General features: G+C 69.2%; 32 protein-coding genes and 4 tRNA genes. 26 read left to right on the forward strand and 10 right to left on the reverse strand.

The window, feature by feature from the left end:
* Positions 1 to 7: 7 nt before the first annotated feature.
* Complete coding sequence (locus tag ALI22I_RS41470) at positions 8 to 448, reverse strand: Lrp/AsnC family transcriptional regulator (RefSeq protein ID WP_077011231.1); 441 nt, start codon at positions 446 to 448, stop codon at positions 8 to 10.
* A 75-nt stretch (positions 449 to 523) separates the two neighbouring features.
* On the opposite strand from ALI22I_RS41470, the gene ddaH reads away from it, so the two are divergent.
* The gene (gene ddaH, locus ALI22I_RS41475; RefSeq protein ID WP_083752376.1) at positions 524 to 1,402 is read left to right on the forward strand and encodes a dimethylargininase; all 879 of its coding nucleotides are present in this window, start codon (positions 524 to 526) and stop codon (positions 1,400 to 1,402) included.
* 66 nt (positions 1,403 to 1,468) lie between these two features.
* Here ddaH and ALI22I_RS41480 read toward each other — a convergent pair whose 3' ends face one another.
* Entirely contained in the window at positions 1,469 to 2,038 is a 570-nt protein-coding gene (locus ALI22I_RS41480; RefSeq protein WP_083752377.1) for a TIGR03086 family metal-binding protein, read from the reverse strand.
* Positions 2,039 to 2,101: 63 nt separating this feature from the next.
* On the opposite strand from ALI22I_RS41480, the gene ALI22I_RS41485 reads away from it, so the two are divergent.
* Together ALI22I_RS41485 and ALI22I_RS51585 are read left to right on the forward strand one after the other, a co-directional pair.
* Positions 2,102 to 2,860: a DUF6597 domain-containing transcriptional factor gene (locus tag ALI22I_RS41485; protein WP_238598807.1), complete on the forward strand. Its 759-nt coding sequence runs from the start codon at positions 2,102 to 2,104 to the stop codon at positions 2,858 to 2,860.
* 126 nt (positions 2,861 to 2,986) lie between these two features.
* On the forward strand, positions 2,987 to 3,154 hold the full coding sequence (locus ALI22I_RS51585) for a hypothetical protein (protein ID WP_179118525.1): 168 nt from the start codon (positions 2,987 to 2,989) through the stop codon (positions 3,152 to 3,154).
* A 10-nt stretch (positions 3,155 to 3,164) separates the two neighbouring features.
* Here ALI22I_RS51585 and ALI22I_RS41490 read toward each other — a convergent pair whose 3' ends face one another.
* A complete protein-coding gene (locus ALI22I_RS41490) occupies positions 3,165 to 4,202 on the reverse strand; it encodes a LysR family transcriptional regulator (protein WP_077010985.1) in 1,038 nt (345 codons plus the stop codon).
* Between the two features lie 244 nt (positions 4,203 to 4,446).
* Here ALI22I_RS41490 and ALI22I_RS41495 point away from each other — a divergent pair, with 244 nt between their 5' ends.
* The 4 genes from ALI22I_RS41495 to htpX are packed head-to-tail and all read left to right on the forward strand — an operon-like array spanning position 4,447 to position 6,824.
* Positions 4,447 to 4,866, forward strand: coding sequence for an NADH-quinone oxidoreductase subunit B (locus ALI22I_RS41495; protein ID WP_077010986.1), 420 nt, complete (start codon positions 4,447 to 4,449; stop codon positions 4,864 to 4,866).
* A complete protein-coding gene (locus ALI22I_RS41500; RefSeq protein ID WP_077010987.1) occupies positions 4,863 to 5,468 on the forward strand; it encodes an NADH-quinone oxidoreductase subunit C in 606 nt (201 codons plus the stop codon). Before ALI22I_RS41495 ends, ALI22I_RS41500 begins: the two co-directional genes overlap by 4 nt.
* Positions 5,461 to 5,937, forward strand: a complete 477-nt coding sequence (locus ALI22I_RS41505) for a 4Fe-4S binding protein (protein ID WP_077010988.1) — start codon at positions 5,461 to 5,463, stop codon at positions 5,935 to 5,937. The genes ALI22I_RS41500 and ALI22I_RS41505 overlap by 8 nt, the downstream gene beginning before the upstream one ends.
* Positions 5,938 to 5,957: 20 nt before the next feature.
* On the forward strand, positions 5,958 to 6,824 hold the full coding sequence (gene htpX, locus ALI22I_RS41510; protein WP_077010989.1) for a zinc metalloprotease HtpX: 867 nt from the start codon (positions 5,958 to 5,960) through the stop codon (positions 6,822 to 6,824).
* Between the two features lie 13 nt (positions 6,825 to 6,837).
* Here htpX and rfbA read toward each other — a convergent pair whose 3' ends face one another.
* A complete protein-coding gene (gene rfbA, locus ALI22I_RS41515) occupies positions 6,838 to 7,710 on the reverse strand; it encodes a glucose-1-phosphate thymidylyltransferase RfbA (protein ID WP_077010990.1) in 873 nt (290 codons plus the stop codon).
* Positions 7,707 to 8,198 carry a YajQ family cyclic di-GMP-binding protein gene (locus tag ALI22I_RS41520; protein WP_077010991.1) on the reverse strand — a complete coding sequence of 164 codons (492 nt, stop codon included), beginning with the start codon at positions 8,196 to 8,198 and terminating at the stop codon, positions 7,707 to 7,709. Before ALI22I_RS41520 ends, rfbA begins: the two co-directional genes overlap by 4 nt.
* Positions 8,199 to 8,321: 123 nt before the next feature.
* Between ALI22I_RS41520 and ALI22I_RS41525 the strand changes: the two genes are divergently transcribed.
* A tRNA-Tyr gene (locus ALI22I_RS41525) sits at positions 8,322 to 8,402 on the forward strand.
* A gap of 92 nt (positions 8,403 to 8,494) precedes the next feature.
* The gene (locus ALI22I_RS41530) at positions 8,495 to 9,424 is read left to right on the forward strand and encodes an HNH endonuclease signature motif containing protein (RefSeq protein WP_077010992.1); all 930 of its coding nucleotides are present in this window, start codon (positions 8,495 to 8,497) and stop codon (positions 9,422 to 9,424) included.
* A 90-nt stretch (positions 9,425 to 9,514) separates the two neighbouring features.
* Here the strand turns inward: ALI22I_RS41530 and ALI22I_RS41535 are convergent, their stop codons facing one another.
* Positions 9,515 to 9,757 (reverse strand): hypothetical protein, encoded by a 243-nt coding sequence (locus ALI22I_RS41535; protein WP_077011235.1) that lies wholly within the window; start codon positions 9,755 to 9,757, stop codon positions 9,515 to 9,517.
* A gap of 268 nt (positions 9,758 to 10,025) precedes the next feature.
* On the opposite strand from ALI22I_RS41535, the gene ALI22I_RS41540 reads away from it, so the two are divergent.
* The gene (locus ALI22I_RS41540; RefSeq protein WP_077010993.1) at positions 10,026 to 10,553 is read left to right on the forward strand and encodes a hypothetical protein; all 528 of its coding nucleotides are present in this window, start codon (positions 10,026 to 10,028) and stop codon (positions 10,551 to 10,553) included.
* Here the strand turns inward: ALI22I_RS41540 and ALI22I_RS41545 are convergent.
* A complete protein-coding gene (locus ALI22I_RS41545; RefSeq protein ID WP_143532691.1) occupies positions 10,550 to 11,341 on the reverse strand; it encodes a GNAT family N-acetyltransferase in 792 nt (263 codons plus the stop codon). The genes ALI22I_RS41540 and ALI22I_RS41545 overlap by 4 nt on opposite strands.
* Before the next feature lie 31 nt (positions 11,342 to 11,372).
* Between ALI22I_RS41545 and ALI22I_RS41550 the strand changes: the two genes are divergently transcribed.
* The 7 genes from ALI22I_RS41550 to ALI22I_RS41580 all read left to right on the forward strand — a co-directional run bounded on the left by ALI22I_RS41550 (position 11,373) and on the right by ALI22I_RS41580 (position 16,460).
* Positions 11,373 to 12,140 (forward strand): PhzF family phenazine biosynthesis protein, encoded by a 768-nt coding sequence (locus ALI22I_RS41550; RefSeq protein ID WP_077010994.1) that lies wholly within the window; start codon positions 11,373 to 11,375, stop codon positions 12,138 to 12,140.
* A gap of 175 nt (positions 12,141 to 12,315) precedes the next feature.
* Complete coding sequence (locus tag ALI22I_RS41555; RefSeq protein WP_077010995.1) at positions 12,316 to 14,916, forward strand: putative bifunctional diguanylate cyclase/phosphodiesterase; 2,601 nt, start codon at positions 12,316 to 12,318, stop codon at positions 14,914 to 14,916.
* 72 nt (positions 14,917 to 14,988) lie between these two features.
* Positions 14,989 to 15,064 (forward strand) — tRNA-Thr (locus ALI22I_RS41560).
* Between the two features lie 42 nt (positions 15,065 to 15,106).
* A tRNA-Met gene (locus ALI22I_RS41565) sits at positions 15,107 to 15,179 on the forward strand.
* Between the two features lie 179 nt (positions 15,180 to 15,358).
* Positions 15,359 to 15,523, forward strand: a complete 165-nt coding sequence (gene rpmG, locus ALI22I_RS41570; RefSeq protein ID WP_015105301.1) for a 50S ribosomal protein L33 — start codon at positions 15,359 to 15,361, stop codon at positions 15,521 to 15,523.
* Between the two features lie 71 nt (positions 15,524 to 15,594).
* Positions 15,595 to 16,044 carry a MaoC family dehydratase N-terminal domain-containing protein gene (locus tag ALI22I_RS41575; protein WP_077010996.1) on the forward strand — a complete coding sequence of 150 codons (450 nt, stop codon included), beginning with the start codon at positions 15,595 to 15,597 and terminating at the stop codon, positions 16,042 to 16,044.
* Positions 16,041 to 16,460: a MaoC family dehydratase gene (locus ALI22I_RS41580; RefSeq protein ID WP_077010997.1), complete on the forward strand. Its 420-nt coding sequence runs from the start codon at positions 16,041 to 16,043 to the stop codon at positions 16,458 to 16,460. The genes ALI22I_RS41575 and ALI22I_RS41580 overlap by 4 nt, the downstream gene beginning before the upstream one ends.
* Positions 16,461 to 16,465: 5 nt before the next feature.
* Here ALI22I_RS41580 and ALI22I_RS41585 read toward each other — a convergent pair whose 3' ends face one another.
* Together ALI22I_RS41585 and ALI22I_RS41590 are read right to left on the reverse strand one after the other, a co-directional pair.
* On the reverse strand, positions 16,466 to 16,855 hold the full coding sequence (locus ALI22I_RS41585; RefSeq protein WP_077010998.1) for a hypothetical protein: 390 nt from the start codon (positions 16,853 to 16,855) through the stop codon (positions 16,466 to 16,468).
* 195 nt (positions 16,856 to 17,050) lie between these two features.
* Positions 17,051 to 18,292, reverse strand: a complete 1,242-nt coding sequence (locus tag ALI22I_RS41590; RefSeq protein WP_077010999.1) for a pyridoxal phosphate-dependent aminotransferase — start codon at positions 18,290 to 18,292, stop codon at positions 17,051 to 17,053.
* Between the two features lie 188 nt (positions 18,293 to 18,480).
* On the opposite strand from ALI22I_RS41590, the gene ALI22I_RS41595 reads away from it, so the two are divergent.
* The 5 genes from ALI22I_RS41595 to rplA all read left to right on the forward strand — a co-directional run bounded on the left by ALI22I_RS41595 (position 18,481) and on the right by rplA (position 21,245).
* Positions 18,481 to 18,553: transfer RNA gene (locus tag ALI22I_RS41595), tRNA-Trp, on the forward strand.
* 31 nt (positions 18,554 to 18,584) lie between these two features.
* Complete coding sequence (secE, locus tag ALI22I_RS41600; protein WP_077011000.1) at positions 18,585 to 18,986, forward strand: preprotein translocase subunit SecE; 402 nt, start codon at positions 18,585 to 18,587, stop codon at positions 18,984 to 18,986.
* Between the two features lie 65 nt (positions 18,987 to 19,051).
* Positions 19,052 to 19,909 (forward strand): transcription termination/antitermination protein NusG, encoded by an 858-nt coding sequence (gene nusG / locus ALI22I_RS41605; protein WP_077011001.1) that lies wholly within the window; start codon positions 19,052 to 19,054, stop codon positions 19,907 to 19,909.
* Between the two features lie 106 nt (positions 19,910 to 20,015).
* A complete protein-coding gene (gene rplK, locus ALI22I_RS41610) occupies positions 20,016 to 20,450 on the forward strand; it encodes a 50S ribosomal protein L11 (protein WP_077011002.1) in 435 nt (144 codons plus the stop codon).
* Between the two features lie 78 nt (positions 20,451 to 20,528).
* Positions 20,529 to 21,245: a 50S ribosomal protein L1 gene (gene rplA / locus ALI22I_RS41615; RefSeq protein WP_077011003.1), complete on the forward strand. Its 717-nt coding sequence runs from the start codon at positions 20,529 to 20,531 to the stop codon at positions 21,243 to 21,245.
* A 100-nt stretch (positions 21,246 to 21,345) separates the two neighbouring features.
* On the opposite strand, the gene ALI22I_RS51590 is transcribed toward rplA, so the two are convergent.
* Positions 21,346 to 22,137, reverse strand: coding sequence for a hypothetical protein (locus ALI22I_RS51590; protein ID WP_077011004.1), 792 nt, complete (start codon positions 22,135 to 22,137; stop codon positions 21,346 to 21,348).
* 255 nt (positions 22,138 to 22,392) lie between these two features.
* On the opposite strand from ALI22I_RS51590, the gene rplJ reads away from it, so the two are divergent.
* The 4 genes from rplJ (at position 22,393) to ALI22I_RS41640 (ending at position 25,573) form a co-directional block, all read left to right on the forward strand.
* On the forward strand, positions 22,393 to 22,950 hold the full coding sequence (rplJ, locus tag ALI22I_RS41625; protein WP_077011005.1) for a 50S ribosomal protein L10: 558 nt from the start codon (positions 22,393 to 22,395) through the stop codon (positions 22,948 to 22,950).
* Between the two features lie 64 nt (positions 22,951 to 23,014).
* The gene (rplL, locus tag ALI22I_RS41630) at positions 23,015 to 23,401 is read left to right on the forward strand and encodes a 50S ribosomal protein L7/L12 (protein ID WP_077011006.1); all 387 of its coding nucleotides are present in this window, start codon (positions 23,015 to 23,017) and stop codon (positions 23,399 to 23,401) included.
* Between the two features lie 304 nt (positions 23,402 to 23,705).
* Entirely contained in the window at positions 23,706 to 24,791 is a 1,086-nt protein-coding gene (locus tag ALI22I_RS41635) for an ABC transporter ATP-binding protein (RefSeq protein WP_077011007.1), read from the forward strand.
* Between the two features lie 50 nt (positions 24,792 to 24,841).
* Positions 24,842 to 25,573 carry an MlaE family ABC transporter permease gene (locus ALI22I_RS41640; protein ID WP_238598837.1) on the forward strand — a complete coding sequence of 244 codons (732 nt, stop codon included), beginning with the start codon at positions 24,842 to 24,844 and terminating at the stop codon, positions 25,571 to 25,573.

Consider the following 25,573-nt stretch of genomic DNA (forward strand, 5'->3'; position numbering starts at 1 on the left):
GGCGACTCTAAGGGGCCGGTGGTCGGTCCAGGAGGCGGGACAGCACCACGGTGGAGACGGTGCGGTCGATGATGTCGACGGCGCGCAGCCGTTCCAGCGCGGTCTCCAGGTGGTGGATGTTCGCGGCACGCAGGTGCACGATCGCGTCCGCCGCGCCGGAGACGGTGTAAGCGGCCCTGACCTCGGCCATCGCCTCCAGGCGCTGCTGGATGTCGTGCGGGGCGACGTTGCCGCGGCAGTGCACCTCGACGAATGCCTCCGTGCCCCAGCCCAACTGCTCGGGGTCGACGACGGCGGTGAAGCCGCGCAGCACGCCGCTGTCGAGCAGCTTGTCCACGCGCCGCTTCACGGCCGGGGCGGAGAGTCCGACCTCCTTGCCGATATCGGCGTAGCTGGAGCGGGCGTTGGTCATGAGGCACGAAATGATTCGCTGGTCGATCGAGTCCACACGCAACATTCTGCCCTGGAACGCGCAATATTGCGGCGTTGTTCGAGGGTCAGATAGCCATCTACATTTCGATCCATGACCTCGGTTTCCTTGGTGGGCCCCGGCGACGAGCCGATCGTGCTCGGCGTCACCACGCCCGCGACGCAGGTGCGCGTGCCGACCACCCGTCGGTACCTGATGTGCCCGCCCGCGTACTTCACCGTGGAGTACTCGATCAACCCGTGGATGGACCCCACGCAACCGATCAGCACCTCGCTGGCGATGGAGCAGTGGACGGCCCTGAAGGAAACCTACGAGCGCCTTGGTCACAAGGTGGACGTCATCGACCCCGAACCGGGCCTGCCCGACATGGTCTTCGCGGCCAACTCGGGAACCGTCATCGATGGCCAGGTCCTGGGTTCACGCTTCCGCGCCCCCCAACGTGCCGCGGAAGCCGACCACTTCCGCCGCTGGTTCCTCGCCAACGGCTACCGGTCGGTCGTCATGCCTTCGCGCACCAACGAAGCCGAGGGCGACTTCGTGTGGACCGGCAAGTACCTCCTGGCCGGCACCGGCTTCCGCACCGACCCGCAGGCCCACTCGGAAGCCCAAGAGGTCCTGGGCGTCCCGGTCATCTCCCTGCACCTGACGGACCCCCGCTACTACCACCTCGACGTGGCCCTCTTCGTCCTGGCCGACGACCTGATCGCCTACTACCCGGACGCCTTCTCCCCGGGCACCCGACAAGTCCTTCGCCGCCTCTTCCCGAACGCGATCACCACCACCGCCGAAGACGCCGCCTGCCTGGGCCTGAACGCCGTCTCCGACGGCCGCCACGTAATCCTGCCGCTGGAAGCCACCGCCCTGGCCGACCAAGTAGCCCGCCACGGCTTCGAACCCGTCTTCGTGGACATCTCCGAACTCCGCAAATCCGGCGGCGGCCCGAAGTGCTGCACGATGGAACTCAGGGACTGACCAGGCCACCGCGCACCAGTGGTCGCGTGACTCACGCGACCACCGGCCGGGGCCTGCGTGACCGGATCAGGGCCGGCGGCCGGTGAGGGCGACGATTCGGTCGATCAGCGGGGCGTCCGACGGGACCTGCACCTCCGGGCCGTAGAGGCCCATCTCGCGGCCCATCGACGCGGTCTGGAGCAGGTCGGCGTGGATGAACTCCAGCAGGCCGGTGTCCCAGGTCGGCGCCTGGCCGGTGGCTTTGGCCAGGTCCCACATGTGCACGACCATCTCGCCCAGCACCATCGCGCCGATCATCTCGGCCGGCAGCTGCTGCGGGCTCCCGACCGACGTCATGCCGCTCCACGCCGAAGGCGTGCTCCACGCCGTGGCGGTGGAGTGGAGTTGGGCGCTCAGATCGGTGGACCAGTCGCCGGCGGTCAGATCGATGTCGGCTTCCGACTCCGCAGGCGGCGGCACGGGCTGCTTGTGGGCGGCGGCGGCCAGGGACGGGCCCCAGAACAGCAGGTGGTTGACCAGCTTGCGGACGTCGAACTCGGTGCACGGCGTCGGGGCGTCCAACTGGCCGGGCTTGATGTTCTCGACGACCTCCAGCGCGGTCGCCACGGCCTTGTCGATCAACTGCTCACGGGACATGCGGTCAACCGTAGGAACGGCCGCCGCACGTGTATTGAACAAACGCGACATACCCTCGCTGACGTGACGCGGGACGAGCGCGAGCTGGCGTGGCCACGACACCAGCGCATGGAGTTCCACCAGCCGTCGACCGACCTGGCCGGGCTCGTGGCCCGCTACTGGGTGGTGGAGTGGCGGTACGACCGGCCCTACCGCCAGCTGATCGTGCCCTACCCGAACGTCCACCTCAGCTTCGTCGACGGCCGCCCCGCCGAGGTGCACGGCGTGTCCAGCGGGCACGTGTTCAAGGAGCTCGACGGCACGGGCCGGGTGTTCGGCGTCGCGTTCCACCCCGGCGTCTTCCGGCCGTTCCTCGGCGGACCGGTCCAGTCGATCACCGACCGGTCCATCCCCGCGGCAACCGTGTTCGACGGCCTGCCCGGTCACCCCGACGTCCCGGCAGTCGAGGACGTGCTGCGCCGGAACCTGCCGGAACCCGACCCGAGGGCACGACAGGCGGCGGACGTCGTGAACCTGATCGTCGAAGACCCCCGGATGACCAGAGTGGACGTGCTGGCAGACGAGGTGGGCAGCAGTGTCCGGCAGCTGCAACGCCTGTTCGCCGAACACGTCGGCGTCGGCCCGAAGTGGGTGATCCGCCGCTACCGCCTGCGCGAGGTCACCGAACGCATGGAGGCGGGCGGGCGGATCGACTGGGCCGCCCTCGCCGCCGACCTCGGCTACGCGGACCAGCCGCACTTCGTTCGAGACTTCACGGCAATGTTCGGTGAGACCCCCACCCGGTACGCCGAGCGGTACGCGCGCCTACCAGCCGAGCGGTAGGCGTCCTGACCGCCGGACGAATCCAAGCCGCCGTCCGTCACCCATAGGGCTGATCGCTCTAGCGAGCCGACCCCCGTCGGTGCTCCGATCGACGGCACTCGCTGTCGACAAGGTAGGGAGCGCGCCATGAACGACCTGGACGCCCAGCGCCCGTCGCCCCGACCGCAGCAGGAGCAGGAGGAGCCCGTGGAACACCAGAAGCCCGAGGTCCCGAAGCAGCTCACCGGCCTGGAGTGGCTGGTGCGCCAAGCCCAACGCCGGCGCGAGGAACGCCCGTCCGACACGGCGCGTTAGCCCGCCACCGCTAGTCCGAAACCTCACGCTGGAACGCCGCCCACAGCAGGTTCAACGGGTGGTCGGCCGGGAACTTCGCCCGCTCCTCCTTGCGGGCGAAGACCCCGACCAAACGCTCCAACTGCGGCTTCCGGTCGTTCTTCAGCTCCACCACCCGCAGCCCGGACCCCTCGCGCAGCTCGTTGTTCGCGGCCACCACGCCCAGCCCGGACGTGACGATCATGCAGCCCTCCACCAGCCCGGACCGCAGCAACGACATCCCGTACTGGATCTCGTCGATCTCCGCCGCGATGTCCAGCTCGTTGCGGTAGTCCGGGCCGAACCACCCGCGCAGGAATTCCGCGATCAGCCCGTCGCCCGGCACGACCAGCGGCAGCTTCGGCAACTCCCCGGTGCCGATGCTGTCGCCCAGCCTGCTCTCGGGCAGGTTGGTGAGCAGCGCCAGCCCGCCGCGCCGCCACTCGATCACGTCGAAGTCCTCGAACCCGCTGTTGCGACCCGCGTGCGTGACGACGCTCCCGCACACGATGTCGACCTCCTTCGACTCCAGGCTCGTCCAGATGTCCTTCGTCCGGATGTGCACCACCTTCAGTTCCACGTCCCGCCTGCGGAAGTCGTCCGCCACGTGGTGCCACGCCTTGGCCAGCGAGTCGAGCATGAACCGCGTCGTGCCCACGGTGAGCGTGGTGCCGAGCTTGCGCCGGCACTCGTGAATCGAATCCAGCCACTCGGTCAACGTGGTGCGCGCCAATTCCACCAACGCCTCGCCGGTCTGTGTGATCAGCACGTCTTTTCCCCGGCCCTGCTTGACGACCAGCGGCTCGCCGCACAGCGACTTGAAGTTGCGGTTGAGCGTGTCGATCTGCTTCTGCACACTGGATTGCTCCCGGCCGAGCACCCGTGCCGCGCGCAGTGCCGATCGCGTCTCGTACACCGCGATCAAGGTCCTGAGCTGGTCCAACGTGGTGTCCATCAGCAGGGGAGAGGTGTGCAGGAGCCTGGTGAGCTGGTTGCCCGCGGGCAGGAGCAGTTGGGCCGAGGTCGACATGCAGGGCCTCTCGGGTCGTGGCGTGGTGTTCTACCGATTAGTTGTACTGAACTTGACCACAGTTCGCGCTCAAATTATCCGAAGATCTTGTCTGATTTCCCTGGACAGGTATACGCGATCCGTAAGAGACTTCTGCCGCAACCACAGGTGCTTGTTCACGTGGAAGCAATCGTGGGGGGTATTGGGGGGTTGGGGGCCCGCCGGGCAGCAGCCGGGCGGGCCCCCACGTATTAACCTCATCGGCGTGACGGTTTCCACCTTGGACTGGGGCACGACGTACCGGGTCACCGTGCTCGACCTCGGCCTGGCCTGCTGCGGCGTCGAGGTCATGGCCGCGCTCGAAGGCCACCGGCCGGAACACCTCGCCGCCCTGGGGGTCGATCCGGTGCACTCGGCGGGTGAGGCACACGTGCTCGTCGTCTCCGGCACGGTCACCGATGCCATGTTGCCCGCGGTGATCGCGACGTACCAGGAGATGCCGGAACCGCGTTACGTGCTCTCAGTCGGCGCGTGCAGCAACACCGGCGGCCCGTACTGGGACTCCTACAGCGTCACCAAGGGCATCGACCAGGTGCTGCCCGTGCACGTCGCCGTCCCCGGCTGCCCACCACGTCCCGAGGCCCTGCTCGACGGCCTCGCCGCGCTGCACCGGCTGGTGTCGTGAGCGCCGCGTCCGAGGCTCTTGCCGCCGCTCTTGCCACGCGCATCCCCGACGCGCAGGCCAAGACCGCGTTCGGCCAGACCACCGCGCACGTGCCGCTGCCCGCGTGGCCCGAAGCCGCCCGTTACGCCCACGACGAGCTGGGCTGCACGCAGTTCGACTGGCTCGGCGTCGAGGACGCCGGACGTCCGGGCGCCGTCGGGCAGCGGCACGCCGTGTTGCTGCACGTCCTCGACCCGGACACCAGGAACGGCGTGCTGCTGCGCACCGAACTGGGGCCGGACGACGCGCTGCCGAGCGTCGCCGCGCTGTGGGCGGGCGCGGGGTGGCACGAGCGCGAGGCCGTGGAGATGTTCGGCATCACCCTCGCCGACGGCGAACCGGCCCACCTGCTGCTCCCGGACAGCTTCAGCGGCCACCCGTTGCGCAAGGACTTCGTGCTCGCCTCCCGCGTGGTGCGCCCGTGGCCCGGCCGGCTCGAACCGGGTGAGGACGGCACGTCCGCACCCAGCCGCAGGCGCGCCGCGCCGCCCGGCGTGCCCGACCCCTCCTGGGGACCGCGGTACGAGGCCGCCGACGATCGGACGGAGGACACCCGTGGCTGACCTGCCCCCGCGCACCCGTGGCGTCATCGCGCTGCTGGAGGCCAACTGCACGGTGTGCATGATCTGCGCCCGCGAGTGCCCCGACTGGTGCATCCACATCGACTCGCACACCGAGGTCGAGGAGCAGCCCGGCTCGGCCCGACCGCGTGCACGCAACGTGCTCGACCGGTTCGCCATCGACTACGGCCAGTGCCTGTACTGCGGCATCTGCGTCGAGGCGTGCCCGTTCGACGCCCTGCACTGGGCGCCGGACTTCTCCTACCCCGGCACGGGTGGCCTGGACGGTGCCGGCGCGGTCGCCGAACTCGTCCACGAACGCGACGTGCTGGCCACGTGGGTCACGCACGTGCCGCCTCCGCCGCCGCTCGACGCGGGCGCCGAGCCCGCACCCGAGACCACCGCCACACGCCCGGCACGCCCCGGTACCGGAACCCCGCGCCGACCGGGCACGTTGAGGGAGAGGACGTAGACAGGCGGAGGCGAAGCGACGTGCACAAGCACTACAACGCGTTGAAGACCGCGTTGCTGCTCGGTGCCATGGGCGGTCTGATCGTGGCGATCAGCTCGCTGTTCGGGCGTACCGCCCTGGTCATCGGCCTGCTGCTGGCGCTGGGCGTGAACGCCTACGCGTACTTCAACTCGGACAAACTCGCGCTGCGCGCCATGCGGGCCCGGCCGGTGTCCGAGGTGGAGCAGCCCGCGCTGTACCGGATAGTCCGCGAGCTGGCCATGGCCGCACGCCAGCCCATGCCGCGCCTCTACATCAGCCCCACGATCGCGCCCAACGCGTTCGCCACCGGCCGCAACCCGCGCAACGCCGCCGTGTGCTGCACCACCGGCATCCTCGAACTGCTCGACGAACGCGAGCTGCGCGCCGTGCTCGGGCACGAGCTGTCGCACGTGTACAACCGCGACATCCTCATCTCGTGCGTGGCGGGGGCGTTGGCCAGTGCGGTCAGCACGCTGGCGAACCTGGCGATCTTCGCCAGCGTCTTCGGCGACGGTGACGACGACCGGCCCAACCCGTTCGCGCTGCTGCTCATCGCCGTGCTCGGCCCGATCGCCGCCGCCATCGTGCAGATGGCCGTCAGCCGGTCCCGGGAGTACCAGGCCGACGAGTCCGGGGCCGAGCTGACCGGTGACCCGCTGGCCCTGGCCTCGGCCCTGCGGAAGATCGAGTACGGCACGCGGGCGGCGCCGTTGGCGCCCGAACCGGCCGTGGTCGCGCAGTCGCACCTGATGATCGCCAGCCCGTTCCGGGCGGGGGAGAACCTGGCCAGGCTGTTCTCCACCCACCCACCGATCGCGGACCGCGTGCGCCGACTGGAAGAGCTGGCCCGCAAGCACCAGGGCTAGCCAGTACCGGTGGCTAGCAGACTTCCTGTGCGACGTTCATCACGTACTGGCCGTAGCCGGACTTCGCCAGCTTCGCGCCCAGCGCGTAGCACTCCTCGGCGCTGATGAAGCCCATCCGCAGCGCGATCTCCTCCAGGCACGCGATGCGCACGCCCTGCCGGTGCTCCAGCACCTGCACGAACTGGGCCGCCTCCAGCATCGAGTCGTGCGTCCCGGTGTCCAGCCACGCGAAACCGCGGCCCAGGTCCACCAGGTGCGCCCGGTTGTCACGCAGGTAGGCCAGGTTGACGTCGGTGATCTCCAGCTCGCCGCGCGGTGACGGCTTGAGCGACTTGGCGATGTCCACGACCTCGTTGTCGTAGAAGTACAGGCCGGTGATGGCCTTGTTCGACTTCGGCCGTTCGGGCTTCTCCTCGATGCTGATCAGCCTGCCGTCCCCGTCCACCTCGCCCACGCCGTAGCGCTCCGGGTCCTTCACCGGGTAGCCGAACAGCACGCAGCCGTCCAGCGTGGCGGCGTTGTGCTGGAGGAGCTTGGAGAAGCCCTGGCCGTAGAAGATGTTGTCGCCGAGCACCAGCGACACGTCGTCGTCGCCGATGAAGTCCGCGCCGATGACGAACGCCTCGGCCAGCCCGTTCGGCTCGGCCTGCTCGGCGTAGGAGATGCTCAGGCCGAACTGCGAGCCGTCACCGAGCAGCCGGCGGAACAACGGCAGGTCGACCGGCGTCGAGATGAGCAGCACCTCGCGCACACCCGCCAGCATCAACACCGAAAGCGGGTAGTACACCATCGGCTTGTCGTACACAGGCAGCAACTGCTTCGACACCGCTTGGGTGATCGGGTGCAGGCGCGTGCCACTACCGCCCGCGAGGACGATGCCCTTCACCGGTAGTTGGTGAACTGGAGGGCGATACCGAAGTCGGAGTTCTTCAGCAGGGCGATCACGTCCTGCAGGTGGTCCTTCTTCTTGCCCGTGATGCGCAGCTGGTCGCCCTGGATCTGCGCCTGCACGCCCTTGGGGCCCTCGTCGCGGACCTTCTTCGCGATCTCCTTGGCCTTCTCGCTGGAGATGCCCTGGACCAGGTTGCCGGTCACCTTGAACACCTTGCCCGAGAGAGCCGGGTCGCCGATCTCGAACGCCTTCATCGAGATGCCGCGCTTGACCAGCTTCTCCTGGAAGACGTCGATCGCGGCCCGGCAGCGCTCCTCGGTCTCGGACTGGAAGGTGATCGCCTCCTCACCCGCCCAGGACACCGAAGTCTCGGTGCCGCGGAAGTCGAACCGCGTGCTCAACTCCTTGGCGGCCTGGTTGAGCGCGTTGTCGACTTCCTGGCGGTCGACCTTGCTCACCACGTCGAACGACGGGTCTGCCACGTGCCCGGTACCTCCGCGTCGGTGGGTCTGGAACCGCCAGGAAGCCTACCGGGGTATCCCGGTTGCGCAGGCCCCCACGGGCTTATGTATTGTCTCCACCGCACCCGGCACCACCGGGGGCGGGGCGGGTTGCCCGAGCGGCCAATGGGAGCGGACTGTAAATCCGTCGCGAAAGCTACAGAGGTTCGAATCCTCTACCCGCCACACCACCGAGAAGACCCCCGTGACCAGTGTGAACTGGTGACGGGGGCTTTCTCGTCTTCAGGGGTTGGTAAGCCTGGACCCGGGGAGGGGTTGTGCGGGCTTGGTCTTTGTTGTCGGTCGGTGAGGACAGGCACTTCCAGGGCAACACGGGATACGCCGACGTGCTCGGGGCGTCCTACGTGTTCGACTCGACTGTCACCTACGCCGACAAGGTCGGCAAAGCGGACCTCATCGTGCTGCGGGACCGCAAGGTTGCGCTCGGTGTGGCGCGGGTGCAGCGCATCGCGGTCGAGTCCGGGCTGGAGAAGCTGCGGCTCGTGTGCCCCGCCTGCAAACGCACCGGCTTCAAGAAACGGGCCGTGGCGAGCCCTGCGTTCCTGTGCCAGTTGTGTCGGGTCAAGTTCGACACGCCGGCCGCGGTGCAGGTGCCGATCACGCGGTACACCGCCCACTACGGCGGTACGTGGCGGGAGTTGGAGGGGGCGTTGACGGTCGAGCGATTGCGCTCGACCGCGTTGAACCGGTCCACCCAGCAGTCGATCAGCCCGCTCGACCTCGGCCGCGTCGAGGAGCTGCTCGCGGGAGTGGCGGTGCCGTTGCCGCCGACCGCCCCGGCAGCGCCGCCGACTGCCCCGTTGCCGGCCGGGCGCCGCAGGCAGTTGGTCCAGGTGCGCACCGGGCAGCAGGCGTTCCGCACGGCGCTGCTCCAGCGGGACGGGCTCGTGTGCGCGATCACCGGTGCCTGTCCGGCCGAGGCGTTGCAGGCAGCCCACCTGCGGCAGTTCGCGAAGCACGAGAAGCACAACCTCGACGAGGGCATCCTGCTCCGCGCCGACGTGCACGTGCTGTTCGACCGCGGGCTGATGGCCGTGGACCCGTCGACCAAGCAGGTCTGTCTGGCGCCGGTACTGCGCGCCTACGAGAGCTATGCGCCACTGGAGGGCCGGCCCACAGCCTTGGTCGGAGTGGACCTGGTTGCGGTGAAGCAGCACTTCGCCGCAGCGGCCGCGACCTGGGCCTGACGTAGGTGAGGCCGACGCGCAAGCGCTTCCTCTCGCTTGCGTGTCGGCCTCGCGATGCAGCATAACCCATATCGAACGTCTGTTCGAGGGTTATGTGATCGCGGCTCTTCCCTCTTCGGTCAGCTCCGCGTCGGCGCGCTCGTCCAGGCGTACCGCTCGACGTGCCCGCAGCAGTCCGGCGTGCACCAGGTCGTGCGTGGCCATCTGGTCGCAGCACGGCAAACCGTCCACGTAAAGGTTCGGTTCACATCCCCCGGACAGTTGACCTCGACCAGCGGCAACGGCGCGGAGCATGGCTTTGGCGCGGCTGGACAGCTCCCTCGCAACGGTCATGGCGACCCCCTCGCCCGTCCCTCTCATCCTGCTTCCCTCGTCCTGTAGGAGGTCTCGACCCGCGCTTCGAGTACCCCGCCGCGGCGAGTTCACTCGGGTGGACGAGGCGTTTCCACTCTCCTCTTTGGAGCCGTTCGGACCACGACGCCACGCCGACCGGTTGCGCTGTTCAGTCCAACCGAACCGGCCCCGACCGGTCGGCGCTCCGATCGACCCGTTGCCGCCCGTTGGTCCGGATGGTGGCGGCACAGGTCGGAGACTGGAACACATGAGCGAAATCCTCATCGCCGTCACGGCCCTCGCGACCGGCATCGTGCTCGGCCTGGTCGTCCGGTTCTCGGGACGGCGTCGCTCGCCCGACCACGCCCGGCGCACGGACGCGCGCGAACTGCTGCGGGCGGCCGACGATCTGGAGTACGGCCTCAACACCGTGCTCAACTTCGGCCCGCTGTCGCTGTCCGAACTCGTCTCGGTCGACCTGCCCGCGAAACTCGACCGCGTCACCGCCACCGGTGAGGTCCCGAAAGCCACCCTGGCCACGCTGAAGGCGCACACCGAGAAGATCGCCCTGCATCCCTACCCCGAGCGGCACGACCTGCTCACCGCTGTCCGGGAGGACGAGGCCGCGGTGTGGCTGGCGCTGCGCGACGCGATTGGCAGCGGTGCGGCGCAGCACGTCGCGGCCACGGAGGCGCGCCGCGTGCTGGACGAGATCCGCGCCGGACGGCACGAGCCCCGGATGTCCCGGATGTCCCGGATGTCCCGCACGTCCAGGAAGGAACTCGTCCGGGTCTAACGCGCCGGACGGCGTTGCCAGGTCGTCCACAAAGGCCGGTAGCCGTGGGAGTACCAGAACGGCGTGGACAGCGGGTTGGGCAGGCAGTGGTGCAGCAGCGTCACGCCGACGCCCGCCGCGTCCAGCAGTTCGTGCGCGTGGTCGACCAGCGCCGCGCCGATGCCGCCGCCACGCGAGTCCTCCCGCACACCCAGCACCGCGAGGTAGGCCACCGGCCGCACGGACGTCCGCCCGGCGATCCAGTCCGAGTGCTCCGGCAGGTCGTAGTACAGCAACCCGACGACCTCACCCCCGTCCTCCGCCAGCCACGCGCACGGCTCCGCACGCCCGAGCAGCTCGGTGATGTGCTCACGCAGCCGGTCCGCGGTCGAGGGCCGGGCGTTGATCAGGCCGAACCAGCCGTCGTACCGCACGATTTCCAGGTTGAGCTCCACCGCGACGTCCAGGTCGGCGGCGGTCAACGGCCGGATCTTCACCGTCGAACGGCCGTCGCGCCCTTGCCCGGGCAGCCGGGCGGCGGTCACCGACAGCGGCGCGAAACCGTGCCGCACCAGCGTGTGGGCGGCGTCGACGGCACGGCTGGGCACGGTCACCATGGCGGCCGTCTCGTGATCGCCGGTGCCGGTCAGCGTCCAGTGGCGCAGCTGGTCGTCCAGATCGGCGTCGGGATGCCACGTCAACGTGTGTATGCGCAACGCGCTCCACGCGGCGCGCAAGGAGTCCTCGGGCAGTTCGGAGAACGAATACGGGTTGTCCACGCGCGGGATGTCGGGCAGCAACGAGTCCACACCTAACTTAACCGCACGTACATTCCCCGCCGTGGAGATTTATGTGGTCGACGCGTTCACGGACCGCGCGTTCGCGGGCAACCCGGCGGGCGTGGTGCTGCTGGACCGGCAGGTGGACGACGCCTGGATGCAGGCCGTCGCCGCCGAGATGAAGCACGCCGAGACGGCGTTCGTGGAGGTCACCGACCAGAGCCCGCTGCCGCTGCGCTGGTTCACCCCGGTTGCCGAGGTCGACCTGTGCGGCCACGCCACCCTCGCCACCGCGCACGTGCTCGGTGGCAGCCGCAGTTTCAGCACCCGCAGCGGCGTGCTCACCTGCACCGCCGACAACGGCTGGGTGGAGATGGACTTCCCGGCCGACCCGGCGGAGCCGATCGAGATGACGACGCCGTTGCGCGCGGGTCTACCGGGCGTGACGGTGCGGGCCGTCGCGCAAGGTGTGTCCGACGTCCTGGTCGAGGCCGCCTCCGCCGACGAGATCCGCGACCTGCGCCCCGACTTCGGCGCGCTCGCCGAGGTGCCCGGCCGCGGTGTGATCGTCACCGCACCCGGCGACCGGCCCGGACTGGACGTGGTCAGCCGGTGCTTCTACCCCACCTACGGAGTCCCGGAGGATTCCGTAACCGGTTCCGCGCACTGCACGATCGCCTCCTGGTGGGTGCCCCGGCTCGGCCGGGCGAACCTGCTGGCCGAGCAGGCCTCGGCCCGCGGCGGGCTGATCCGGGCCATCCTCGACCAAGATCGGGTACGGCTGGCCGGGCAGGCCGTGACGGTGATCCGGGGGCGGCTGATCGTGTGAACCGAACTGTTACTTCTGGTGGCAATCCGCTACACGACCTGCCATTTCATCGCCCGACCGGGGTACATTGGCAGCCTTGGAGGGGTCCTGGTCGATGTTCGGGACCCCTCAGTCACGCCCGGAGCACGTAGGCCGAGACCCGGCCGACCGCGACGACGGCCGACGAGGAGGCTGGATGTCCGACCACGCGTCGGCCACGGCGCTCAACGCGCCGACCCGGTCCACGAACCGCGCGTTCAGCGTGTTCGCGGCCCTGCTCCTGGTCGCGGGCGGGCTGTCCGCGTTCGCCGTCGGCATGTGGCTGCCCGACACCTCGCCGAACGTCGACCTGCTGCTGACCGGACCGCTGTTGGTGGTCGGGTTCCTGCTCGCCGAGCAACTGTCGATCAACGTCGACGTGCGCAGCGGAGCGGCCTGGACGATCTCGTTCACCGAGATCCCGCTCGTGCTGGGTCTGCTCGTGGCGCCGTTCGAGGTCGTGCTCGCCGCGCACGTGGTCGCCGGCGTCGGCACCCTGCTCGGCCGCCGGGTGATCGACCGCGCGGTCTACAACGCGGGCCTGATGTTCATGGAGATCTCGGTGGCCTTCGCGGTCGCCGAGTGGGTCAAGCAGCTCATGGGCCCGCACGGTCCGTTCTGGGCGGGCGCGTTCGTCGGCACCATCGCGGTGCCGCTGCTGGCCAGCGTGCTCGGCCTGACCGCGCTGCGGCTGATGGGCAAGGGCATGCGGGTCGCGCCCAGCCTGCGCCTGGTGCTGCAGACGCTGGTGGTGGCCCTGCTGAACACCTCCGCGGGCCTGGCCGGCTACGAGATCGCCGACAAGGCGCCGTGGGGCGGCCTGCTGATCGGCCTGGTCTTCCTCGGCATCACCGCCATCTACCTGGCCTACTCCGGTCTGCTGCGCGAGCAGCGCGACCTGGAGGCGCTCAGCGAGGTCTCGTTGCGCGTGGCCCGCTCCGGCCGGCACGCCACCGGACCGCGCGGCACCCCGGACGAGAGCGACGACGGCGCCGAGAACGACGAGTGGCAGCTCATCGCCGAACGCATCCGCGAGCAGCTCAACGCCAACCGCGTCGTGCTGCGGCTGCGCACCGACCCGCAGGCGCCGATGCGCACGCTGATCGCGGGCGAGCCGCTGCCGCCGGGCATGCGCCGCGACGACCCGCGCGTGCTGCGCGAGGACGCCATGCTCCAACTGCCCGGCGCACAGGTGCGGTACTTCCGCATCGTGGACGCGGGCGAAGAAGTCTCCGAGGCCCTGTCCCGCCGTGACGCGCAGGAAGCTCTGGTCGTGCCGCTGCGCGGGGCCACCCAGCTGCTCGGCGCGATCGAGGTGCACGACCGGCTCAGCCGGTGGCGCGGCTTCGGCAAGGCCGACATCCAGCTCCTGCGCACGCTGGCGAGCCACCTGTCCACGGCGGTGGACAACCGGCGGCTGCTCGCCCGGCTGCGCCACGACGCCTACCACGACCCGCTGACCGGCCTGCTCAACCGGCCCGGCTTCCGCGAGGCCGCGAACGAGCCGATGCGCCAGGCCGACACGACCGTCGTGGTGCGCATCGACCTCGACGTGCTGTCCACCGTCTCCGACGCGCTCGGCCAGGCGTGGGGCAACCGGATGGTGGTCGCCGCCGGACGACGGCTGCGCGACGAGCTCGGGCCCGAGGTGCCGCTGGCCCGGCTGGAGGGCGGCGCGTTCGCCGCGCTGCTGCTGGACCGGCAGGCCGAGCGGATCCAGGAGATCGCCGAACGGCTGCGCGCCGCGCTGTCCGTGCCGTACCCGGTCGACCGGCTCACCGTCGAGGCGGGCGCGGTCGTCGGCTGGGCCACCACGGGCGACTGCGAGGTCGAGGAGCCCGACCCGGACGCGCTGCTGCAACGCGCCGACGTGGCGGTCCGTGCGACCAGCGAGAACGAGCCGCTGCGCCAGTACGCGCCGAGCATGGGCCAGATCTTCCTGCGCCGCTTCCAGTTGGTCACGCAGTTCCGGTCGGCGTTGGAGAACGGCCAGATCTCGGTGCACTACCAGCCGAAGGTCGCGCTGCCCAGCCGCCAGGTGATCGGCGCGGAGGCGTTGGTGCGCTGGAAGCACCCCGAGTTCGGCCGGGTGACCCCGGACGAGTTCGTGCCGGCTGTGGAGGCCACCGGTCTGGTCGACGTGCTCACCGACTTCGTCATGGAAAAAGCGCTGGAACGGGTGCGCCGCTGGATCGACCGCGGGCTGCGGATGTCCATCGCGGTGAACCTGTCCGTGCGGACGCTGGCCGACGAGGAGTTCCCGGACCGGGTGGCGGCCGCGCTGGCCCGGCACGAGGTGCCGCCGGAGCTGCTGACGTTCGAGCTGACCGAGTCCGGCGTGATGGCCGACCCGGAGCGCGCGCTGCCGGTGCTGCGGCGGCTGCACGCGATGGGCGTCGTGCTGGCCGTGGACGACTTCGGCACCGGCTACTCGTCGCTGGCCTACCTGCGGCAGCTGCCGGTGGACGAGGTCAAGATCGACAAGAGCTTCGTGCTGGGCATGGGCACCGATCTGGGCGACATGGCGGTGGTTCGCTCGATCGTGGAACTCGGCCACTCGCTGGGGCTCACGGTGGTCGCCGAGGGTGTCGAGGACGACGCCGCGCGTGATCAGCTCGTCGGCATGGGCTGCGACGTGGCGCAGGGCTACCTGATCTCCCGGCCGCTGTCCGAGGACCGCTTCGAGGCCTGGCTGCGGGCACGGACCGTGCAGGTCAGGGGCGCGCGCGATGAGACGGTGCTCACCTTGGTCCACTGAGCGGGTACCCCGATTTCCGTCCTGCGGCGGCTCTGTTGTAGAGTTCTCCTCGCTGCAAGAGCAACAGATCAAGCCCCTTTAGCTCAGTCGGCAGAGCGTCTCCATGGTAAGGAGAAGGTCTACGGTTCGATTCCGTAAAGGGGCTCCACAACTGGCCGCGGTGCTCGTGCATCGCGGCCGTGTTGTGTAAAGCGGTGTAGCTCAGTTGGTAGAGCAAGCGGCTCATAATCGCTGTGTCGCCGGTTCAAGTCCGGCCACCGCTACGCAAGTGGGCAAGGTGTGTCCGCGGAAAGCGCGGACCCTTCTCGCTCCGCATCACATCGGGGGCGCAGCCCCCGAACCCCGCCCAGGGGGCTTGCCCCCTGGACCCCCGCCGTGGTGGTAAGCCCGCCGCGGTCGCCCTACCGGGCCGGGGCAAGCGAGCTCTAGAAAGGCAAGGACCGTGGCTGCAACCGACGTACGCCCCAAGATCACCCTCGCGTGCGAGGAGTGCAAGCACCGGAACTACATCACCAGGAAGAACCGGCGCAACGACCCGGACCGCCTGGAGATCAAGAAGTTCTGCCCGAACTGCAAGACCCACCGGGCGCACAAGGAAACCCGCTAGGGTTCCCCAGCCGTTCGACGAGGCCCGTCCCGGAATCCGGGGCGGGCCTCGCCGCGTATAACCTGCTCGGCGTGCCTCTCGACCAGTCCTTCGTCGGACGTTCCTATCCGCCGTCGCCGCCCTACGAAGTCGGCCGCGAGAAGATCCGCGAGTTCGCCGACGCGGTCGGCGAGACGAGCCCGGTGCACCGCGACCCCGAGGCCGCCCGCGCGGCCGGGTACCCCGACGTCATCGCGCCGCCCACGTTCGCGATCATCGTGTCCCTGAAGGCGAACGACGTGCTGATCGAGGACCCCGACCTGGGCCTGGACTACACCCGCGTGGTGCACGGCGACCAGACGTTCATCCACCACCGCCCGATCACGGTGGGCGACCGGCTCACCGTGGTGCTGCACGTGGACGGCATCACGTCGCGGATGGGCAACGACATGCTGACGATCCGGGCCGAGGTGAGCACCGAGGACGGCGAGCCGGTGACGACCGGGCGCTGCACGCTCGTGGTGCGGGGGGAGGACGCGTGATCCGCGCATCGGAGGTCTCCGTCGGCGACGAGCTGCCGCCGCTGTCGCTGCGCATCACCCGCGCCGACCTGGTCCGGTACGCGGGCGCGTCCGGCGATCTCAACCCGATCCACTGGAGCGACAGGTTCGCCCGCGAGGTAGGTCTGCCCGGCGTGATCGCGCACGGCATGCTGACCATGGGCCTGGCCGGCCGGATCGTCACCCAGTGGGCGGGCGACCCCGGCGCCGTCCTGGAGTACGGCGTGCGCTTCGGCAGGCCCGTTCCGGTGCCTGACGACGACGAGGGCGCGCTGGTGGAGGTCACCGGGAAGGTGACCAAGGTCTTGGAGGACGGGACGTTCAAGGTCAACGTCACGGCCTCGTTCGAGGGCAAGTCCGTCCTCGGCGGCGCCTCCGCCCGCGTCCGCCTGCCCTAGGGCCGCTAGAACCCGCACAGGGCGCTCGTATGGGCGCCGGTGGCCGTGGCCGATCGGCGTTCGACCTCGGCCACGGTCACCTCGCACGCCACGTCCCCACCGCTCGGGCCGATGGTCACGGTCAGCACGCCGTGCTCGGGCTCGCCCGGTGCGTCGAACTCCACCCGCCATGGCAACGACGTCAGCTGCTCCTGGCGCAACTCCTCGCCGTGGAAGGTCGAGTACGTGACGGTGACCCGTCCCGCCGTGCCGGTGACCTGGTAGACGACCCGGACCGGCGGAGCCGGCGCCGTGGTCCACAGGACGAGCGCGAGCGCGCCCACCACGAGCGCCGCCGAGGCCGCGATCACGGGCCACTTGCGGGCCGGACGCTCGGGTAGGTCGGACTCCGTCATGCGCTGAGCTCCTCGGGTGAAGATCGTTACGACTGAATGGACCATGGGGTTAGTTCTACCGACGGTTACGTCAGTCACCCAAGGGGATTACTCAGTGTCAGGTCCACCGGTGCGGTGGAGTACCCGGAAACGCCGAGGGGCACCCCACCGTGGCGGGGTGCCCCTCGGGCCGGACAAGAACGGGTCGCTCCGGGCCTACTTCACCTCGGCCAGCAGCTCGGCCATCCGGGTCACACCGGTCTTCAGGTCGTCGTCGCCCAACGCGTAGGACAGCCGCAGGTAGCCGGGCGTGCCGAACGCCTCACCGGGCACCACGGCCACCTCGGCGTGCTCCAGGATCAGCGCCGCCAGCTGCACCGTGTCGGTGATCTTCGCGCCGCGCAGCTCCTTGCCGATCAACGCCTTCACCGACGGGTACACGTAGAACGCGCCCCTCGGGGTCGGGCACTCCACGCCGTCGATCGCGGACAGCAGGTCCACGATCGTGCGCCGGCGCCGGTCGAACGCCTCGCGCATCTCGTGCGCCGCGTCCAACGGCCCGGACACGGCCTCCAGCGCGGCCCGCTGGGACACGTTGGCCACGTTCGAGGTCAGGTGCGACTGGAGGTTCGCGGCGGCCTTCACCACGTCCGTCGGGCCGATCAGCCAGCCGACCCGCCACCCAGTCATCGCGTACGTCTTCGCCACGCCGTTGAGCACGATCGTCCGGTCGGCCATCGCGGGCACGGCCACCGGCAGCGACACCGACTCGGCGCCGTCGTACAGCAGGTGCTCGTAGATCTCGTCGGTGATCACCCACAGGCCGTGCTCCAGCGCCCACTCGCCGATCGCGGTGATCTGCTCACGGGTGTAGACCGAGCCGGTCGGGTTGGACGGCGAGCACAGCAGCAGCACCTTGGTCTTCGGCGTGCGCGCCGCCTCCAGCTGCTCCACCGTGACCAGGTAGTCGGTCGACTCGTCCGCGGTGACCTGCACCGGGACGCCGCCCGCCAGCGTGATCGCCTCGGGGTAGGTGGTCCAGTACGGCGCGGGCAGCAGGACCTCGTCGCCCGGGTCCACGACCGTTGCGAACGCCTGGTAGACGGCCTGCTTGCCGCCGTTGGTGATCAGCACCTGCGCGGCGGTCACCTCGTAGCCCGAGTCGCGCTTGGTCTTCGCGGCTACGGCTTCCCGCAGCTCCGGCAGGCCGGCGGCGGGCGTGTAGCGGTGGTTGCGCGGGTCGGCGCACGCGGCCTGAGCTGCGGCTACGATGGCATCAGGGGTGGGGAAGTCAGGCTCGCCCGCACCGAAGCCGATCACCGGTCGTCCCGCCGCCTTCAGCGCCTTCGCCTTCGCGTCGACCGCGAGGGTGGCGGACTCGGCGATGCCGCCGATCCGCTTGGAGATGCGCGGGTGCTCGGAGGTACTGGTCCCGGTGGTCGTCTCAGGCGTGCCCATGGCTCCAATCGTGGCAGATCGCACAACCGGGTCGGCCGCCGGCACCCCCTCTGACCGGGCCAGTTGGAAACGCGGCCACATGGTGCCGTATGCTTTTGCTCTCGGAGCGTCCAGTCGCTGCCTCACGGGCCACGTGAGGAGGGTGCGGGGCGTCTCCAGCCAGGGGGTTCCGGGAACCGGGGCCTCAAAGGGGTGTAGCTCAACTGGCAGAGCAGCGGTCTCCAAAACCGCAGGTTGCAGGTTCAAGTCCTGTCGCCCCTGCGTCGAAGCGCGATGGTGAGCGGAGGACGGCATGAGCGAGGGCCGCGAGCAGGACCAGCCGGACGAGCGCGAGAGCGCGTCCCGGCCGGTTACCGCCGCAGCGCGGCGCGAGCGCCGTGGTTCCGCACGGCCGGCGGGCCGCAAGGACGCCGAGGCGAAGAAGTCGGCCGAGGCCGACTCCGACGCCGAGGAGACCAAGAAGGGTCGTCCCACGCGCTCGCGGACGGATTCGGAGAAGCGGGTCGGTTTCTTCGCCCGGATCGTCCGGTACGTCCGTGAGGTGGTCAGCGAGCTGCGGAAGGTCATCTGGCCGACCCGCAAGCAGATGATCACCTATACCGGAGTCGTGTTGGTCTTCGTGGCCTTCATGGTGGCGTTGGTGTTCGGCCTGGATTCGGCCTTCGCCTGGGGCATGTTCAGGGTGTTCGGCTGAGCCGATCACCTCGCTGCCCCGGGTGGCGGCGGACATGTGATGCATGAGAGGAAGCGAGACCCACAGTGACCTCCGAGAACGGCGCCGTTGACGCCCAGGAGCTGAACGACCTGACCGACGAGCAGGACTTCGACGGTGGCGTCGAGGACGTCGAGCAGGCGGAGGCGTCGGAGGACACCGAGGAGTCCGCCCCCGTCGAGGACGCCGAAACTGCCGAGGACGCCGAGACCGAGTCCGGCGGCGACGTCGAGTCGGGCGGTGATGTCGAATCCGGCGGTGACGTCGAGGCGGTCGCTGTCGTCGACATCGACGCCGAGCCGGCGGACCCCGCCGAGGAGATGCGCGAAGCACTGCGGCGCGCGCCCGGCGACTGGTACGTCGTGCACTCGTACGCCGGCTACGAGAACAAGGTCAAGACCAACCTCGAAACGCGCATCCAGACGCTCGACATGGAGGACTACATCTTCCAGGTCGAGGTGCCGACCGAGGAAGTCACCGAGATCAAGAACGGCCAGCGCAAGCTGGTGCAGCGCAAGGTGCTGCCCGGCTACATCCTGGTCCGGATGGAACTCAACGACGCTTCGTGGAGCGCGGTGCGCAACACGCCCGGCGTGACGGGTTTCGTCGGCGCGACGTCGAAGCCGTCGCCGCTGACCATCGACGAGGTGCTGAAGTTCCTGCTGCCTCAGGTCGAGCCGAAGCCCGCCGCCGGCAAGAAGACCGCCGCGACCCCGTCGAAGTCGACCATCGAGGTGGACTTCGAGGTCGGCGAGTCGGTCACCGTCATGGACGGCCCGTTCGCCACGCTGCCCGCCACGATCAGCGAGGTCAACGCGGACGGCCAGAAGCTGAAGGTCCTGGTGTCGATCTTCGGCCGCGAGACTCCGGTCGAGCTGTCGTTCAGCCAGGTCTCCAAGATCTAGCCAGGACAACACAATCTCCGGTGCCCTTCTGGACGGACGGGCGTCGGCAGCCACGCCGCGGCTGGCAGGGCCGCGCGCGGACACCGCAATAACAGGAAGCATTGACATGCCACCCAAGAAGAAGAAGCTCGCAGCGGTCATCAAGCTGCAGATCAAGGCCGGGGCCGCGAACCCCGCGCCGCCCGTCGGCCCCGCGCTGGGTCAGCACGGCGTCAACATCATGGAGTTCTGCAAGCAGTACAACGCCGCGACCGAGTCGCAGCGCGGCACCGTGGTGCCGGTCGAGATCTCCGTGTACGAAGACCGTTCGTTCGACTTCAAGCTCAAGACCCCGCCCGCCGCGAAGCTGCTGCTCAAGGCCGCCGGTGTGGAGAAGGGCTCGGGCGAGCCGCACCGCCTCAAGGTCGCCAAGGTGACCATGGAGCAGGTGCGCGAGATCGCCGCGAACAAGATGGTCGACCTCAACGCGAACAACGTGGACCAGGCGGCGAAGATCATCGCTGGCACCGCGCGTTCCATGGGCATCACCGTCGAAGGCTGACCTTTCTCTCTCTCGTAGTTCGTGGGAGAGCCACGCGCTGGCTCGTCACCACAACTGATCCACTTTAAGGACAGAAGCATGAAGCGCAGCAAGGCGTACAAGAACGCTGCTGAGCTGGTTGACCGGGAGCGGCTCTACTCGCCGCTGGAGGCCACCAAGCTCGCCAAGGAAACGTCCAAGGTGAAGCTGGACGCGACCGTCGAGGTCGCGATCCGGCTCGGCGTCGACCCTCGTAAGGCCGACCAGATGGTCCGCGGCACCGTGAACCTGCCGCACGGTACGGGCAAGACCGCCCGCGTGATCGTCTTCGCCACCGGTGACAAGGCCGCCGAGGCCGAGGCCGCCGGTGCGGACGCGGTCGGCTCCGAGGACCTGATCGAGCGCATCCAGGGTGGCTGGCTCGATTTCGACGCCGCGATCGCCACGCCCGACCAGATGGCCAAGGTCGGTCGCATCGCCCGCATCCTGGGCCCGCGTGGCCTGATGCCGAACCCGAAGACGGGCACCGTGACGCCCGACGTCACGAAGGCCATCACGGAGATCAAGGGCGGAAAGATCAACTTCCGCGTCGACAAGCAGGCCAACCTGCACATCGTGATCGGCAAGGTGTCGTTCGACTCCGAGAAGCTGGTGGAGAACTACGCCGCCGCGCTCGACGAGATCCTGCGCGCCAAGCCGTCCGCGGCGAAGGGCCGGTACCTGCGCAAGGTCACCGTCTCGACCACGATGGGCCCCGGCATCCCGGTCGACCCGAACCGGACCCGGAACCTGCTGTCCGACGAGGCCACTGTCTGACGTCGGTTCGTCGTTCGAAGCATTTCGAAGCACGCTGAAAGGGCCCCTCGGCTTCCCGCCGAGGGGCCCTTTCGTTGTCACGGTTGGTCGTCATGGCCCGTCATCGGCTGACGCAGTCCGCGGGCTCGGCCTCGTAGCCGGTGATCGCCCAACCCGAGCTGGGCTGCTTGGTGAGCACGAACTTGCCCAGCTTCGGGCCGTTGCGCACGGTCAGCGCACAGGAACTGACCTCGACCGAACCGGACGCGGGCGGGCTGATCATGGTGGCCGGGAAGACGAGCTGGCGGTAGGTCGTCACGTCGGTGACCTGGGTCTTCAGCTTCGCCACCGCGGCCTGGCAGTCGGCCGCGCCGAAGGCCTCCGCAAACGCTTTCTTCGGCCCGTCGTCCTTGAAGTACAGGCACGCCCGGTCCCCGTCACCGGTGCCGACGTGCTTGTAGAACTGGCCGATCGTGCCGTTGCTGCCGTACGGGGTCGGCGGCGCGATCACGTTGTTCTCCACGCCGCCGCTGTCGACCGCGATGCTGCCGGGGTCGTCGCCGCCGAAGTACTGGTTGTAGAAGTAGGACGCGATCAGCAGCGCGACGACCAGGTACACCAGGCGCCGGAAGAGCTTGCTGCCCAGCAGGATCTTCCACAGCGGCTTGCGCGACGGGCGGGCCGGTGGTGGCGCGGCGGGCGGGACGCCGGGCGGGAGACCAGGGGGGACTGCGCCGGGAGGCAGGGCCGGCGGGCCACCGGACGGTGCGCCGGGGGGCAGGGCCGGGAGGCCGGTGCCCTGGTTCTGCTGGAAGCGCTGGAACTCCTGGAACCGTTGGAACTCCTGGAACTGCCGGAGCTGTTCCGGGTCGATGTCCGGTGGCGGCGGGTTCCTCGGGGGCTCTTCGGTCACGGGTCACATCATGCCGATTTGGAGCCGCGAGGACACGTCCCGTACTCTGGACAACGGTTCACCAAAGACCGCTGGTTGTCCTAGTTGACATAGGACCGAAGGACCCGCGAAGCGGGCGGCCCGCGCAGGAGAACGAGGAAGACCCGGTGTGTTCGCACGCCCGTCACGCCCCGTGCTGCTGCGCAGGGGCGTTTTTGTTTTGCGCGGCCCTCTCGGCTCGACCGGTGCGTCACTTAGCCCAGAGAGGAGGCGATCATGGCGAAGCCCAGCAAGGTTTCGGCCGTCGCCGAGCTCACGGACAAGTTCCGTGGAAGCTCGGCCGCTGTCGTGACCGAGTACCGCGGCCTCTCCATGGCGCAGCTCACCACGCTGCGTCGCGCTCTCGGCGCGGGCACCACGTACACCGTTGCGAAGAACACGCTGGTCAAGCGTGCCGCTGAGGACGCAGGCGTCCAGGGCCTCGAAGCCCTGCTCGTCGGCCCGACCGCCATCGCTTTTGTCGAAGGCGAGCCGGTCGACGCGGCGAAGGCCCTGCGCGACTTCGCGAAGGACAACAAGGCCCTGGTCATCAAGGGCGGCTACATGGATGGCCGTCCCCTCTCGGTCGAAGAGGTCTCCGCGATCGCGGACCTGGAGACCCGTGAGGTGCTGCTCGCCAAGCTGGCGGGCGCGATGAAGGGCAATCTGGCCAAGGCCGCGGGTCTGTTCAACGCCCCGGCTTCCCAGGTCGCTCGCCTGGCTGCTGCCCTGGTGGAGAAGAAGGCCGCGGAGGCGCCTGCCGCCGCCGAGGCCGAAGCTCCCGCCGAAAGCTGATCACACACCCAGACACTCCGCGTCCCGGCCGCAGTTCGGGCGTTGAAAAGAAAGGACCGCCATCATGGCGAAGCTCAGCACCGACGAGCTGCTCGACGCGTTCAAGGAGATGACCCTCCTGGAGCTGTCGGCCTTCGTGAAGCAGTTCGAGGAGACCTTCGAGGTCACCGCCGCCGCGCCGGTCGCCGTTGCCGCTGCCGGCCCGGCCGCCGCTGCCGCTCCCGCCGAGGAGGAGAAGGACGAGTTCACCGTCGTCCTCGAGGGCGCCGGCGAGAAGAAGATCCAGGTCATCAAGGTCGTCCGCGAGGTCGTCTCGGGCCTGGGCCTGAAGGAGGCCAAGGAGCTCGTCGAGTCCGCTCCGAAGGCGATCCTGGAGAACGTGGCGAAGGACGTCGCCGACGCCGCCAAGGAGAAGCTCGAGGCTGCCGGCGCCAAGATCTCGCTCAAGTGATCTAGCGCTCCAAAGCTGCTCCACCGCTGCTACGAGGGCGGGCACCCACACCGGGTGCCCGCCCTCGTGCTGTTCGGACCTCCCCGATTGGCGTTCGGGCGATATTGACCGGCCAGTAGGTAGTGGCCCACCATCTGCACCGGAGATCACCAGCGGGCCGGCGGGGTTGAGGAAGCTCACACCGTTACCCATCCGAGACCGCGTTAGCCCAACTGGTGAGTAACTACGACGCGGCAGCATCGTTGCACCGGTATGACGCGGCCCGGCCGGCGTCGGGCACTGCTGCCGCTGACCTGGAGGTGCGATGGGCGTCGAGGTGGTCGTCGAAGGCCTGACCAAGTCCTTCGGCAAGCAGACCATCTGGCGGGACGTCACGCTCACCCTCCCGCCGGGCGAGGTCAGCGTGATGCTCGGACCGTCGGGCACGGGCAAGTCGGTCTTCCTGAAGTCCTTGGTTGGACTGCTGAAACCAGAGCACGGGAAGATCGTCATCAACGGCACGGACCTGGTCCGCTGCTCCGAGCACAAGCTCTACGAGATCCGGAAGCTGTTCGGCGTCCTGTTCCAGGACGGCGCGCTGTTCGGCTCGATGAACCTCTTCGACAACGTCGCCTTCCCGCTGCGCGAGCACACCCGCAAGACGGAGGCGGAAGTCCGGCGGATCGTGCTGGAGAAGATGGAGATGGTCGGGCTCGTCGGCGCGGAGAAGAAGCTCCCCGGCGAGATCTCCGGTGGTATGCGCAAGCGCGCCGGGCTGGCGCGGGCCCTGGTGCTGGACCCGGAGATCATCCTCTGCGACGAGCCGGACTCCGGCCTCGACCCGGTCCGCACCGCGTACCTGAGCCAGCTGCTCATCGACCTGAACTCGCAGATCGACGCCACGATCCTGATCGTCACGCACAACATCACCGTGGCCCGCACGGTCCCGGACAACCTCGGCATGTTGTTCCGCCGCGAACTGGTCATGTTCGGCCCTCGTGAGGTGTTGCTGACCAGCGACGAACCGGTGGTCGAGCAGTTCCTCAACGGCCGCCGCATCGGCCCGATCGGCATGTCGGAGGAGAAGGACCAGGCGACGATGGCCGCCGAGCTGGCGCACCGCGACGCGGGCCACTCGGACGGCTCACCGGACGAGGACATGCGCGGCGTGGTCCCGCAGCTCGAACCGACGCCCGGTCTGCCGCCGCGTGGCGCGGTGCGGCGCCGTAAGGACCGGGTGATGAGCATCCTGCACACGCTGCCGGTCGACGCGCAGCAGGGCATCATCGCCAGCCTCACCCCGGACGAGCAGCGCCACTACCAGGTGATGGTCGACGCCAACCAGACCAGCCCGTTGCCGACCAGCCCGTTGCCACCCAGCCCGTGGCCGCGGCAAGGGGGCGTGCTGTGAGCGCACCGACGTCGTTCCCCGGCGTCGGCGCGCTGCGCGAGACCGGGCGGATGTTCGCGCTCGGCATCGACGTGGTCCGCAGCACGTTCCGCCGCCCGTTCCAGCTCCGCGAGTTCATCCAGCAGTGCTGGTTCGTGGTGAGCGTGACGGTGCTGCCGACGGCGCTGGTCTCGATCCCGTTCGGCGCGGTCATCGCGCTGCAGATCGGTTCGCTGACCCGGCAGATCGGCGCGCAGTCGTTCACCGGCGCGGCGAGCGTGCTGGCGATCATCCAGCAGGCCAGCCCGATCGTGACGGCGCTGCTCATCGCGGGTGCGGGCGGTTCGGCGATCTGCGCCGACCTGGGCAGCCGCAAGATCCGCGAGGAGATCGACGCGATGGAGGTGCTGGGCGTCTCGCCGATCCAGCGCCTGGTCGTGCCGCGGGTGCTGGCCGCGATGCTGGTCAGCGTGCTGCTCAACGGCATGGTCAGCGTGGTCGGCGTGATGGGCGGCTACTTCTTCAACGTGATCCTGCAGGACGGCACGCCCGGCGCGTACCTGGCCAGTTTCAGCGCCCTGGCCCAGCTGCCGGACCTGTGGATCTCCGAGATCAAGGCGTTGATCTTCGGGTTCATCGCGGGCATCGTGGCCGCCTACCGCGGCCTGAACCCGGCGGGCGGCCCGAAGGGCGTCGGCGACGCGGTCAACCAGGCCGTGGTCATCACGTTCCTGCTGCTGTTCTTCGTGAACTTCGTGCTCACCACGATCTACCTCCAGGTCGTCCCGGCGAAGGGGAGCTGA

The organism is Saccharothrix sp. ALI-22-I, assembly GCF_001984175.1.
Classification (GTDB): Bacteria; Actinomycetota; Actinomycetes; order Mycobacteriales; family Pseudonocardiaceae; genus Actinosynnema.

Coding starts and splice junctions, on each gene's coding strand:
- rplK (WP_077011002.1), top strand. CDS start 20,016: ATGCCACCCAAGAAGAAGAAGCTCGCAGCGGTCATCAAGCTGCAGATC.
- ALI22I_RS41585 (WP_077010998.1), bottom strand. CDS start 16,855: ATGACGGAGTCCGACCTACCCGAGCGTCCGGCCCGCAAGTGGCCCGTG.
- rplL (WP_077011006.1), top strand. CDS start 23,015: ATGGCGAAGCTCAGCACCGACGAGCTGCTCGACGCGTTCAAGGAGATG.
- rplJ (WP_077011005.1), top strand. CDS start 22,393: ATGGCGAAGCCCAGCAAGGTTTCGGCCGTCGCCGAGCTCACGGACAAG.
- ALI22I_RS41590 (WP_077010999.1), bottom strand. CDS start 18,292: ATGGGCACGCCTGAGACGACCACCGGGACCAGTACCTCCGAGCACCCG.
- ALI22I_RS51585 (WP_179118525.1), top strand. CDS start 2,987: ATGAACGACCTGGACGCCCAGCGCCCGTCGCCCCGACCGCAGCAGGAG.
- ALI22I_RS41555 (WP_077010995.1), top strand. CDS start 12,316: ATGTCCGACCACGCGTCGGCCACGGCGCTCAACGCGCCGACCCGGTCC.
- ALI22I_RS41635 (WP_077011007.1), top strand. CDS start 23,706: ATGGGCGTCGAGGTGGTCGTCGAAGGCCTGACCAAGTCCTTCGGCAAG.
- ALI22I_RS41640 (WP_238598837.1), top strand. CDS start 24,842: ATGTTCGCGCTCGGCATCGACGTGGTCCGCAGCACGTTCCGCCGCCCG.
- ALI22I_RS41535 (WP_077011235.1), bottom strand. CDS start 9,757: ATGACCGTTGCGAGGGAGCTGTCCAGCCGCGCCAAAGCCATGCTCCGC.
- ddaH (WP_083752376.1), top strand. CDS start 524: ATGACCTCGGTTTCCTTGGTGGGCCCCGGCGACGAGCCGATCGTGCTC.
- ALI22I_RS41480 (WP_083752377.1), bottom strand. CDS start 2,038: ATGTCCCGTGAGCAGTTGATCGACAAGGCCGTGGCGACCGCGCTGGAG.
- ALI22I_RS41490 (WP_077010985.1), bottom strand. CDS start 4,202: ATGTCGACCTCGGCCCAACTGCTCCTGCCCGCGGGCAACCAGCTCACC.
- secE (WP_077011000.1), top strand. CDS start 18,585: ATGAGCGAGGGCCGCGAGCAGGACCAGCCGGACGAGCGCGAGAGCGCG.
- ALI22I_RS41540 (WP_077010993.1), top strand. CDS start 10,026: ATGAGCGAAATCCTCATCGCCGTCACGGCCCTCGCGACCGGCATCGTG.
- rplA (WP_077011003.1), top strand. CDS start 20,529: ATGAAGCGCAGCAAGGCGTACAAGAACGCTGCTGAGCTGGTTGACCGG.